General features: G+C 67.6%; 12 protein-coding genes. 4 read left to right on the top strand and 8 right to left on the bottom strand.

The window, feature by feature from the left end:
• Nucleotides 1-104: 104 nt before the first annotated feature.
• From F1D05_RS32535 to F1D05_RS32510, 6 genes are all read right to left on the bottom strand, one after another.
• Nucleotides 105-2,072 (bottom strand): vWA domain-containing protein, encoded by a 1,968-nt coding sequence (locus tag F1D05_RS32535; RefSeq protein ID WP_185444171.1) that lies wholly within the window; start codon nucleotides 2,070-2,072, stop codon nucleotides 105-107.
• A gap of 2 nt (nucleotides 2,073-2,074) precedes the next feature.
• Nucleotides 2,075-3,472 carry an ATP-binding protein gene (locus F1D05_RS32530; protein WP_185444170.1) on the bottom strand — a complete coding sequence of 466 codons (1,398 nt, stop codon included), beginning with the start codon at nucleotides 3,470-3,472 and terminating at the stop codon, nucleotides 2,075-2,077.
• 562 nt (nucleotides 3,473-4,034) lie between these two features.
• Nucleotides 4,035-4,832 carry a serine hydrolase domain-containing protein gene (locus F1D05_RS32525; RefSeq protein WP_185444169.1) on the bottom strand — a complete coding sequence of 266 codons (798 nt, stop codon included), beginning with the start codon at nucleotides 4,830-4,832 and terminating at the stop codon, nucleotides 4,035-4,037.
• The gene (locus tag F1D05_RS32520; protein ID WP_185444168.1) at nucleotides 4,789-5,517 is read right to left on the bottom strand and encodes a Clp protease N-terminal domain-containing protein; all 729 of its coding nucleotides are present in this window, start codon (nucleotides 5,515-5,517) and stop codon (nucleotides 4,789-4,791) included. The genes F1D05_RS32525 and F1D05_RS32520 overlap by 44 nt, the downstream gene beginning before the upstream one ends.
• Nucleotides 5,518-5,581: 64 nt before the next feature.
• On the bottom strand, nucleotides 5,582-6,814 hold the full coding sequence (locus F1D05_RS32515; RefSeq protein WP_185444167.1) for a serine/threonine protein kinase: 1,233 nt from the start codon (nucleotides 6,812-6,814) through the stop codon (nucleotides 5,582-5,584).
• A gap of 10 nt (nucleotides 6,815-6,824) precedes the next feature.
• A complete protein-coding gene (locus F1D05_RS32510; protein WP_185444166.1) occupies nucleotides 6,825-7,415 on the bottom strand; it encodes a hypothetical protein in 591 nt (196 codons plus the stop codon).
• 89 nt (nucleotides 7,416-7,504) lie between these two features.
• Here F1D05_RS32510 and F1D05_RS32505 point away from each other — a divergent pair, with 89 nt between their 5' ends.
• The 4 genes from F1D05_RS32505 to mug all read left to right on the top strand — a co-directional run bounded on the left by F1D05_RS32505 (nucleotide 7,505) and on the right by mug (nucleotide 9,639).
• Nucleotides 7,505-7,831: a hypothetical protein gene (locus tag F1D05_RS32505; protein WP_185444165.1), complete on the top strand. Its 327-nt coding sequence runs from the start codon at nucleotides 7,505-7,507 to the stop codon at nucleotides 7,829-7,831.
• Nucleotides 7,832-7,900: 69 nt separating this feature from the next.
• Nucleotides 7,901-8,185 carry a hypothetical protein gene (locus F1D05_RS32500; RefSeq protein ID WP_185444164.1) on the top strand — a complete coding sequence of 95 codons (285 nt, stop codon included), beginning with the start codon at nucleotides 7,901-7,903 and terminating at the stop codon, nucleotides 8,183-8,185.
• Nucleotides 8,186-8,187: 2 nt separating this feature from the next.
• The gene (locus F1D05_RS32495; RefSeq protein WP_185444163.1) at nucleotides 8,188-8,883 is read left to right on the top strand and encodes a hypothetical protein; all 696 of its coding nucleotides are present in this window, start codon (nucleotides 8,188-8,190) and stop codon (nucleotides 8,881-8,883) included.
• 252 nt (nucleotides 8,884-9,135) lie between these two features.
• Nucleotides 9,136-9,639 carry a G/U mismatch-specific DNA glycosylase gene (gene mug / locus F1D05_RS32490; RefSeq protein WP_185444162.1) on the top strand — a complete coding sequence of 168 codons (504 nt, stop codon included), beginning with the start codon at nucleotides 9,136-9,138 and terminating at the stop codon, nucleotides 9,637-9,639.
• Here mug and F1D05_RS32485 read toward each other — a convergent pair.
• Complete coding sequence (locus tag F1D05_RS32485) at nucleotides 9,633-9,860, bottom strand: alpha/beta hydrolase fold domain-containing protein (protein WP_428995043.1); 228 nt, start codon at nucleotides 9,858-9,860, stop codon at nucleotides 9,633-9,635. The genes mug and F1D05_RS32485 overlap by 7 nt on opposite strands.
• 61 nt (nucleotides 9,861-9,921) lie before the next feature.
• Nucleotides 9,922-10,893 (bottom strand): non-homologous end-joining DNA ligase, encoded by a 972-nt coding sequence (gene ligD, locus F1D05_RS32480; RefSeq protein ID WP_185444161.1) that lies wholly within the window; start codon nucleotides 10,891-10,893, stop codon nucleotides 9,922-9,924.
• Nucleotides 10,894-10,935 lie beyond the last annotated feature (42 nt).

The following is a 10,935-nucleotide window of genomic DNA, read 5'->3' as shown; positions in this document are numbered from 1 at the left end:
GACAACGCAGGACAAACCCAGGTTTTCCCGAGGAAACGCAAAAGCAGGCGGGTGCCCACCTTCGAGATGGGAACCCGCCTGCTTCCGGTACTACGAACTACGGCCTAGAGCCTTCGACGGGTGCGTAGGTAGTCGCCTACTACGGCGGCGCCGAGGCCGTCGGCGTCAGGGGCCAGCACCCTGCCGCCGGATCGCCTCGCCAAGAGGTCTACGAAGGCGTTGAGGCGGGGGTCGTCGCCTAGGCGGAAGACTGTGAGGGAGGCGCCTAGTTTGGCCAGGCGGTCTACCTCGGCGACAGTTTTGCGCAAGGTTGCCGGGCGGGGTGGGTAGTCGAACTCGGCGGTGCCGTCGGGTTCGAGGTGGGCGGTTGGTTCTCCGTCGGTGACCATCAGGACGACCGGTTGGGCGTCCGGGTGGCGGCGGAGATGGCGGCCGGCGAGGAGGAGCGCGTGGTGCGCGTTCGTGCCCTGCTCCCAGGTGCCTTCCATCCCGATGAGCTGCGGCAACTCCACCACCCCGGCGTACCGGCCGAAGGTGATCAGCTGAAGTGCGTCGTTGCGATAGCGGGTCGAGATCAGCTGGTGCAACGCGAGCGCGGTCCGCTTCATCGGCAGCCAGCGGCCCTCCTGCACCATCGACCACGAGGTGTCCACCAGCAGCGCGACAGCGGCTCGCGCCCGGTGCTCGGTCTCGGCGATCTCCACATCGGCCACGTCCAGCTTGACCGAACCACCTCGGCCGCCACCCGCAGTACGGAGTACGGCGTTGCGAACCGTGCGGGACACGTCCCACGACTGGGTATCGCCGAACTGCCAAGGCCGGGTCGACCCGGCCAGTTCGCCGGCTGCTCCGGCCGCGGCCGCGTCTCGCTCACCCGACTGGCCGCGCGCAGTACGCAGTACGTCGGACAACGCCGTCTGACCCAGCTGCCGTAGCGCCTTCGGTGACAACTGCAGCGAGCCGTCGGGAGCGCGTTCCAGCAATCCCTGGTCACGCAACTGCCGCTCCAGCTCGGACAACCGCCGAGCGTCGACCGTCGCCTCATCGCCGAGCTGGCGAGTCAACGCGTCGAGATCGATGTCCTCCAGCCGGGCACCCGGATACGACTGGGCCAGCTGCTCGGCCAACGCATCCAGCTCGGCCAGATCAGACATCGCCCGAGCGCCATCGGCCAGCCCGAGCGGGTCGTCGCCGCTCAGCTGTTCGGACCCGGTCCAGTCCTCGCCAGGGCGCAACGCCTGCAACTGCGCATCGAGATTCGCCAACTGCTGGGCGAGTTGCGGATTGCCGAACGCCTGCTGCGAAAGCTGAGCCAGCTCGGCCCGCTGCTCGGCAGTCATCGAGTTGAGCATCCGTTGCGCCGCGGCGGCACGGGCTGCCAGTACGTCGATCAGCTCGTCGACGTTACGTGGGTTCTCCGGGAAGTACTCGCCGTGCTTGGCCATGAACTCGGCGAACAACTGATCGATCTGCGGCTGCCCTTGCGCATGCGCCGCGAGCAGCGAATTGAGGTCGGCGAGCATCTCGTTGATCCGCTCGATGTCCTCCGGCGTCGTGTTCTCCAGCGCCTCCTTCATGCCCTCGAACCGCGACCCGAGCAACTCCTTGCCGAGCAACTCACGGATCTGCTCGTACTTCTGCCGAGCCTCCGACGACTCCCATTCGTAGTTCGCCAGCTCCCGTACGGCGGCCGCCGTACCGGATGGGAGCGCATCGAGCTGCAGCTCCTTGAACCGGGCATCGTCGGACGGGTTCGGGAACAGATCGTGTAGCTCAGCCGCAAGCGCCTCGTCCAGCAACCGCTGCACATCGCGCAGCGTGCCGTCGAGGTTGTGCCGTTGCTCGATCTCGCGGCGGCGTTCCCACAGTCTGCGGGTCAGGTCGTCGAGACCCTGGGTGTTGCGGGTACCGCGCCGGAGCATCTCCTCCAGCGCGGACCGCGGCGACGAGCCGGCCATCACGTCCCGGCCGATCTCGTCCAGGGCGTCGCGGAGATCCACCGGCGCGGCCAGCGGATCCGGCCCTTCGTGCCAGGGTCCGTACGACCAGCCTTCCGGTAGTGCCGACGTCATCGTCAGACCCCGTAGACGGTCGTGTCGTCGTCGGCGTCCTTGGCCAATCGCTTGGACAGGTAGAGCGCCTCCAGGGCGAGCTCGACCGCGGCCGCGATCCGGCCTGGCGAATCGTTCGGCTCCACACCGGCCCTGGCTGCGACATCGTGCAGCACCGGAAGCTCAGGCAGAGCAGCCAGTACGTCGCGTCCGGGGATCCGCTCACCGGTGGTCACAAGGTGGCCGTCGGCAACCGCATTCGCGAGCGGGGTGAGATCGAGTCCGGCGAAGCGTTCGCGCGCGGTGTCGGCGACGGATCTGCGCAGCAGGTACTCGAGCAGCTCGGTCTCGCGTCCTTCCTCACCAGGCTCGAACTCCAGCTTGCCCCGCAGTACGGCCGGAACGGCCTCAAGGTCGACAGGTCGCGCGACGGCTGGCTCTTCGCCGGTGATCGCGCTTCTCCTGAGTGCGGCAGCAGCAACCGTTTCGGCCGCGGCGACCGCGAACCGGGCTGACACACCCGAGCGCTGGTCGATCGCGTTCGACTCACGCAGATGCCGTACGAACCGTGCGAGCACCTCCAGCAGCGGCTCCCCGACCTCCGCGGTCAGGTGGCTCTCCTGCCGTACGACCTCGACCTCGGCGTCGATGTCGAGCGGGTAGTGGGTCCGCACCTCCGCGCCGAAGCGGTCCTTCAGCGGGGTGATGATGCGGCCGCGGTTGGTGTAGTCCTCCGGGTTGGCCGTTGCCACCAGCAACACGTCGAGCGGGAGCCGCAGCGTGTACCCGCGGACCTGGATGTCGCGCTCCTCCATCACGTTCAGCAACGCGACCTGGATCCGCTCGGCCAGGTCGGGCAGCTCGTTGATGGCGACGATCCCGCGGTGCGCCCGCGGGACCAGGCCGAAGTGAATCGTCTCGGGGTCGCCCAGGCTGCGGCCCTCGGCGACCTTCACGGGGTCGACGTCGCCGATCAGGTCGCCGACCGAGGTGTCCGGCGTGGCCAGCTTCTCGGCGTACCGGAGGCTGCGGTGCAACCACGCGACAGGCAGCTCGTCACCGAGTTCAGCCGCCCTTCGCTTCGACGCCGGGGTGATCGGATCGAGCGGATGCTCGGGCAGCTCCGCTCCCTCGATCACGGGCGTCCATTCGTCCAGCAGCCCGACCAGCGTGCGGAGCAGGCGGGTCTTGCCCTGGCCGCGCTCACCGAGCAGTACTACGTCGTGCCCGGCCAGCAGGGCACGCTCCAACTGAGGGATAACAGTCCGGGAGAACCCGACGATCCCCGGCCAAGGGTCACGCCCAGCGCGCAACTCGGTCAGCAGATTGTCGCGGATCTCAGCCTTGATCGAACGGGGAACGTATCCGGCGGCCCGAAGCTCGCCAACGTTCCGGGGAAGCTCAACAGGTGCACTAGTCACGAACACGACGTTAGCTCGCCAACCCCAAACCCGGCACTGAATTCCACCCTCGGCTTACACCCCTCACCCCCTCACCCCACCACTCACCATCCCTGTCAACAGCTCCCCCGGCCGCACGCCCAGCCGACCATTCGCCCGATGGCGGGCTGCTCGGCCGCCATCGGGTTGTTCGGCGGCTAGCGGGTTGTTCAACCACTGACGGGTTGTTCGGCGGCTAGCGGGTTGTTCAACCACTGACGGGTTGTTCGGCGGCTAGCGGGTTGTTCAACCACTGACGGGTTGTTCGGCGGCTAGCGGGTTCTTCGACCACTGACGGGTTGTTCGGCGGCTAGCGGGTTCTTCGACCACTGACGGGTTGTTCGGCGGCTAGCGGGTTCTTCGACCACTGACGGGTTGTTCGGCGGCTAGCGGGTTCTTCGACCACTGACGGGTTGTTCGGCGGCTAGCGGGTTCTTCGACCACTGACGGGTTGTTTCCGCACCACCCGGCGAAGATCGCGTCCCTCGGCCTGGTTCAGGTGACCATCGGTCCGTCGGTAAGGCCCTTTGCGGGTAGACATTCCTTAGTCGACTGGCCGGAGCCCCCCAGACGGCGCCCTCCGGGGGTGTTCGGTGTGCTTCCCCCCTCGTCTTGGGGTTCCCCCATTGGCACAACAGTGGGTGAACCCCAAGACGAGGGGGTGAACCCCAAGACAAGGGGGCGAACCCCAAGACAAGGGGGCGAACCCCAAGACAAGGGGGCGAACCCCAAGACAAGGGGGCGAACCCCAAGACGAGGGGGCGAACCCCAAGACGAGGGGGGTGAACCCAAGGTGAAAGGGGAAGGTGAGGCTGCGCGGGAGTTGCCAGGTGCTGACCGTGGTTCCGTCGGCGAGGTGACCGACGGCGGCGCGGCGCAGGATCGCCTCTTCCGGCAGAGTCACGGTCTCGCGAAGCCCGAGCGGCATGATCAGGCGAGCGTGCAGGGACTCGTCCCAACTCCGCTCATCCAGTACTTCGATGAGCCGGCCGAGCAGGACGAATCCGGCGTTGCAGTACGAGTACGCCTCCCCCGGCGCGAACAGGTGATCCACGTCGCCGAGCAGCGCGACGTACTTCGAGACGCAGTCGTCGCCGCGACCGGTGTCGGTGAAGATGTCGCCGTCGATGCCGCTGGTATGGGTGAGCAGGTGCCGGACGGTGATCCACTCATCGATCGATGCCTCAGGCAACAGTTTCGTGACCTGGTCGTCGAGCGACAGCCGGCCTTCGGCGACCAAAGGATCGGGCAGCGGCGCCGAGGCCCGATCGGGGATGTCGCCGACTTCGGCAGAGTGCCTACTTGTTCTTCGTGAGCTCGTCGAGGATGGCGCGGATGTCATTCCAGGCCGTTGACTCGTCCAGGCCGAGTTCCAGCAGCACCTTGGTCGCGATCGTGGCCTGGCCTCGGTAGAAGGCGAGCAGCAGGTGCTCGGTGCCGACATAGTTGTGGCCCAATGTCAGCGCCTCGGCGACCGCATCCGAGAGAACGTGCGCGGCGCGCCGGGTGAACGGTGAACCGTCGTCCACCGCAGCACCCGTCTCCCCAGCAGCCTCCGGCTCCCGCGCGGGGCTGAGCGGCTCGATCGCGGCCGCGACCGCCTCCTCGGTGATGTCGTGCGCGAGAAGGACGCGGGCCGCGATCGACACCGGTTCGGTGAACATCCCGAGGAGCAGGTGCTCGGTGCCGATGAAGGAGTGGTTGAGGCGCTGGGCGGCCACTCCGGCCGCTTCGAGGACCGCCCGGCATCGGTTGGTGAAGCGGTCGAAGTTCGGCGCGGCGGCCCACGAGTCGGCGAAGCGTTTGTGCGCGGCCTGCTTGCTGACGCCGAGCACGCCGCTGATCTCGACCCACGACTTGCCGGCGCCCCGAGCGCGGTCGACGAAGTACCCGAGGGCGGCGTCGCTGGTACTGGTCAGGTCGTTGATCGTGCTCGATGCGGTGGCGAGCTGAACGAGGACGTCGTCGGTACCGGCGTCTTGGCGGATCGTGTCGATGAGTTGCTGCAGACCGGGTCCAGGTGTCATGCCGTCAACCTTAGGTTGACAACAATCGATCGTCAACCCTGGGTTGACGCACCCCAAGGGCAATTCAGCACTGGTGCCGGACATAGTCGGTAAGAGACCAGCCGGTGCGGCCGTCGGGCAGCCGGACGTGGACCCAGGCGGCCCCATCGCGGGGCGCGATCGGAGTCAATCGATCGCCGTGATGGACCGTCGCGATCACCGTTCGGCTGCGGGGTGCGTCCCGGACGGTCGCGTCCTGCGCGCAGACGGTCAGGTCCGGCGACTGCGCGTCCCCCTGGGCGAGCACGGTCGCACCGACTCCCCCGATGACGAGCACCGGCGCCACGATCGCGACCAGCGTCCCGATCCGCCGCCGCGTCCACTGACCCGACTTCACAACCAACTGAGGCCCGCCACCAGCCGAAACGCCCTTGGTCTTCTCGAGTACGGCGGAAGGTTCGCCAACAGCAGCGGCGCGGAGAGCATCAGCGAAGGCGGCGGCCGTCGGATAGCGATCCCCCGGCTCCTTGGCCATCGCCGCACGGACGACGTCATCAAACCCAGCCGGTACGCCGTACGCGCTCGGCGCCGGCGGCGGGAGCATCGCGACGGCGTACGCGAGCTCGGGCAACGTCCGCCGATCGAATGGTCGCCGACCGGTCAGCAAACTGAACAACGTGCCGCCCAACGCGTACACATCAGTTGCCGCCGACACCGCTTCGCCGCGCCACTGCTCGGGAGCCATGTACGCGACCGTGCCGGCCATCGCCCCGAGCGACGGGCCGGACGCCTCTCCACTCCGGAGCCAGTCAGCACCGCCACTGAGGTCCATCCCAGTGCTCGATTCCAGACTCACCAGCTGCCGCGCGACGCCGAAATCGGCCACCGTCGGCCGATCGCCATCAAGGATGATGTTGGCCGGCTTCAGATCGCGATGAATCACCCCGGCCTTGTGCATCGCATCCACCGCGGCGGCCACCTCCGAAAGCAGCGCCACCGCACGAGAAGCCGGCAACGCACCACCGTCGTCGAGCAACCGCTGCAGGTCAGGACCACTCAGCCGATCCATCGCCAGCCAGGCCCGGTCGCCGTCGCCGCCGACGGCGTGCACCCGGACCACCCCAGGATGGTCGACGGCCGCGGCCAGTCGAGCCTCCCGGCGCAGCCGGTCACGGTACTGCGGGTCGACCAGCTCGGGATGCACCACCTTGACCGCGACGGACCGCCCGTCGGCCAGCCGGTTCGCCGCGTACACCACCCCTGTCGCGCCCGCACCCAACGGCTCCGCCAGGCGGTAGCCAGGTACTTCGACGATCACGGCACGCACACTAACCCGCACTCTCCGGATCGGGAAGGGATTCTGCCGCCAGCCGGACAAGCGGTTCCAGCTGGGCCACCTCCGACAGAACTTTTTGACGAAAGACCTTCAGATCGACGGGTTGATCGTCAGTTCCGCGCACTGGCGACAGGAGTTGCTCGACGGCCCGGCCCAGCGGATCATCCGAAGCCGACTCCACCACCGGCAGCAGTTCGCGCGCCTCGGCCAGCGCCTGGCTCAGCAACCGCGAACGAATCGGCTGGTCCAGCAGCAGCGCCGAGACCCGCAGCATCCGGCGGCCGGCCCGCAACGCGACCTCAGCACTCAACGGCTGGCCGCCGACGCCTTCGCGCCGGTCACGCACAACATCGATCCACGGCTCGACGGTCTCGCCACGCCAGATCGGCCCGGACGACAGTTCGGCGTCCGGTTCCGGGATGCCGTGGCTACGCCGGCGCCGCCACGCGGTCACCAACTGCCGGTTCAGGCCGAGCGTCTCGGCGATCTCGGCGATCCCGTAGAAGGCCTTGCGGGACAGGTCCGGCTCGCCGAAGTCCTGGCCGGCCGCCTCTTCGTCGTGCGCCGGTCGAATGTCGTTCACCGGGCCAGCGTAACCACGGAGTACACCTATTGCCATCTCTGACGACACGGTTTAACGTCATCTCAGATGACAAACCAATGGAGGTTGAGATGACACGCAAGGCTCCTCTCGCCATCGCCGCCGCGGCGCTCGCCCTCGGTGGCGCAGCCCTCGCGGCAGGCGCACCGGCCGCCACCGCGGTCGAAGTACCGACGCATGCGATCAACGTCTGCCAGAGCGCGACGATGTACGAGAACTACAACTTCTCCATCCCCGGCCCGGTCACCTACATCCGGACCCTCGGCTACGGCGACAAGATCGGCCACACCCCGGGCAAGCACCCGGTCTACAACGGCTGGGCCTCGATCCAGGACTTCGGCCCGAACGACTGGGGCTTCATCCGCGAAGAGTGCATCGGTGGCTACAACAGCTGGTGATCCCGCTGTTTATCCCCCTCAAAAGCTCTTCATTCTCTCTCCATCCCGCCCCTTAAGGAGAAAACCGCAATGAATCGAGTACTGCGCACCACTGCCGCCGCCGGCGCCCTGCTGGTCGTCGGGCTGACCGTCAACGCGGCCCAGGCCCAAGCCGCCGATGGACAGGTCGGGGTCCGCGAAACCGTCTGTGCCGACGACCTCCAGTTCCGCACCTCACCCGGCGGCGCCCGGGCCGGCACGCTGCACCGCGGCGAGACCTTCCTGGTCGAGCAGATCTCGGGCGACTGGGCCTACGGGTTCGCCTACGGAACCATCAACCACAGGGGCTGGGTCCAGGACGGCTGGTTCTGCTGACCATGAGGTCCTCAATCGTCAAGAAGGGCCTGACCGCCGTTGCCGCCGGCGTACTGCTGCTGGTCGGCGCCAGCCAGTCCGCGCAGGCCATCAACCAGTACGTGACGATCGGCAACGTGCCGAAGCCGGCCGCCTGCAACAACCACGGCATCATGCCCGCCGGTGGTTGGCTGGCGAACAAGTCCTGCGGCTATGTGATGGGTACTGCGATCGCCGGCACCCGGTTCGACGTCAGCAGCACGACGGCCAGCAACTTCCACTTCGGCCGCTGGCGCGCCGGGGACGGTTCGAGCTACTGCGCCTGGCTGGTGCCGGGAGCGCTCGACACCTCCCACTCGGCGACGATCGCGGACAGTTGCAGCACTGACACCAGCTCGCGAATGGTGCACCGGCGCAGCATCGGCAAGGACTTCGACGCGGCACCGCACACCGGCGACGGGGCGATCATCGTCTCGATCAATCCGTCCGCCTGCACGGGGTATTACAACTACTTCGTCGACAGCAACTTCAGCAGCGGCCGGTTGCACGACCCGGTCGGCTTCGCCCTGCCCACCAGCGGCGGCTACCGCTACTCGACGAACGACAACGGCGCCTCGATGATCCGCGTCAACGCCCTCGGCGAAACCATCTGGATGTTCGTCGCCCGCAGCTGCATCCAGTCGCAGCTCCCGGCCAACCTCAACAACGAGAACGACTGACCGCCCTCCCACAGCGGCGCCATCCCCAACCGCCCCAGGGGATGGCGCCGCTCGGTGTACCGCCAGCACTCACCAAGGTCCGGGGCGGCGAGGCACGGGGTCCAGCGGCAACGTCCGAAGAACCGAGGGTCCTGCCCCTCACTCCTTCGGACGTAACGGGTGGGTGGTGGGTACGCACGCTCAGCCTCCGTTCATCTCAGCCCTCCGGGTGGGGTTAGTGAGTGTTGGCGGTTCGGCACCTACGCTGCGGGGATGCAAGAGCTGGCTGACCTGATCGCGCCCGGGCTGAAGGTTTTGTTCTGTGGGATCAATCCGGGGCTGGTGTCGGCGGAGACCGGGCATCACTTCGCGCGGCCCGGGAATCGGTTCTGGCCTGCGCTGCATCAAGCGGGCTTCACCCCGCGACAGTTCCGGCCGGACGAGCAAGCCGAGCTGCTCACCCTCGGCCTCGGCATCACCAATGTGGTGGATCGGCCTTCTGCGAAGGCGGACGAGCTGAGCAAGGCGGAGTTCGCCGCGGGTGGCGAGAACCTGGTGAAGAAGGTTCTCACCTTCCAGCCGGACTGGCTCGCGGTCGTCGGCGTCACGGCGTACCGGGACGCGTTCGGCGAGCGGAAGGCCGCGATGGGCCGGCAGGAACGGACAATCGGCAGGACCCAAGTCTGGATCCTGCCGAACCCGAGCGGGCTGAACGCCCACTACACGCTCCCGAAACTCGCGGCCGCGTACGCGGAACTGCACGTCGCTGCCTACTGAAGCGCCTTCTTCAGCGTGCTGATCGCGAGGTTGATCGCGGTCTCGGCGCCGTGCGTGACGCGGAGCGCGTCCACCATCACGAAGTCGTGGATCACTCCGCCGATCCGTACCGCGGTGACCTCGACACCGGCAGCGCGGAGCTTCGCGGCGTATGCCTCGCCCTCGTCACGCAGTACGTCGGCTTCGCCGGTGATCACCAGCGCGTCGGGGAGACCGGCCAGCTGGTCGAGTGTCGCGCGCAGCGGCGACGCGGTGATCTGGTTCCGCTCGGCCTCGCAGGTGTCAGGAGTCCGTCTCGGCAGCTCGCTTGGCAGCCGCGCGGCGTTTGCCTTCGTGCATGGCGATGACCCTGGCGATGGGGATCTCGTGGCCCTCTGCGATCAGGTCCGTGGGGAGGGTCTGCGGCGCCGGAAGCTGGTCTGTCCACGAAGGTGTGTCAGCGAGCAGGCCCGGCGTAGTACGGATGGTGAAGTCGGCCGGGGTGACCTGGTCGAGGTTGTCCCAGCCGACCGGGAAGGACACCGTGGCGCCAGGGCGGATCCGTGGACTGTACGCCGCGACGACGGTCGCTCCACCGGCGCGGGTCGAGTCGACGAAGACCTTGCCCTCGCGGTCTTCCTTCACATAGGCCGTCGTCGCGATGGCCGGATCGATCCGCGCCGCCCGGGCAGCGATCGCCCGAGTCGCCGCGGCCGCATCCTCGATCGTCGCCTGGTCGTCGATCGGCACATAGACGTGGACACCCTTGGCGCCGCTGGTCTTGACCGCGCCGGTCAGCCCCAGCTCGGCCAGCGCCTCCCGGACCAGGAACGCCGCCTGCACAGCCGCACGGAAGGTCTCGCCTTCGGGCGGATCAAGATCCAGTACCAACGAAGTGACCCGGTCCCATCGATCGGCCCGGACCAATGTCGGGTGATACTCCACCGCCCGCTGGTTCGCGAACCACAGCAGCGTCTTGCGATCGTCGCACAGCGCGTAGGTCACCTCACGCTTGGAAGCCTCGGCCCACATCGGCACCGTCTTCACCCACTCCGGCGTGTACTTCGGCACGTTCTTCTGCATAAACGGCTTCTGCCCCGGCCGGACCCTGATCACCGACAACGGCCGGTCCCGCAGCCCAGGCAGGATCTGCTCCCGTACCGCGTCCAGATAGTCGACCAGGTCGCGCTTGGTCGCGTCCGCGCCGTCGAACAGCGGCTGGTCGAGGTTGGTCAGCGGTACCCCGTCACGCGTCTCATCCGGCTCTTTCGCCATGGCCCTGACCTTAGGTGCTGACACGGGTCCACGGCAGGATGT

Source organism: Kribbella qitaiheensis (assembly GCF_014217565.1).
GTDB lineage: Bacteria > Actinomycetota > Actinomycetes > Propionibacteriales > Kribbellaceae > Kribbella > Kribbella qitaiheensis_A.
This window is presented reverse-complemented; position numbering and strand designations above follow the sequence as displayed.

Coding starts and splice junctions, on each gene's coding strand:
- F1D05_RS32535 (WP_185444171.1), bottom strand. CDS start 2,072: ATGACGTCGGCACTACCGGAAGGCTGGTCGTACGGACCCTGGCACGAA.
- F1D05_RS32525 (WP_185444169.1), bottom strand. CDS start 4,832: ATGACATCCGCGCCATCCTCGACGAGCTCACGAAGAACAAGTAGGCAC.
- F1D05_RS32520 (WP_185444168.1), bottom strand. CDS start 5,517: ATGACACCTGGACCCGGTCTGCAGCAACTCATCGACACGATCCGCCAA.
- F1D05_RS32505 (WP_185444165.1), top strand. CDS start 7,505: ATGACACGCAAGGCTCCTCTCGCCATCGCCGCCGCGGCGCTCGCCCTC.
- F1D05_RS32500 (WP_185444164.1), top strand. CDS start 7,901: ATGAATCGAGTACTGCGCACCACTGCCGCCGCCGGCGCCCTGCTGGTC.
- F1D05_RS32495 (WP_185444163.1), top strand. CDS start 8,188: ATGAGGTCCTCAATCGTCAAGAAGGGCCTGACCGCCGTTGCCGCCGGC.
- mug (WP_185444162.1), top strand. CDS start 9,136: ATGCAAGAGCTGGCTGACCTGATCGCGCCCGGGCTGAAGGTTTTGTTC.
- ligD (WP_185444161.1), bottom strand. CDS start 10,893: ATGGCGAAAGAGCCGGATGAGACGCGTGACGGGGTACCGCTGACCAAC.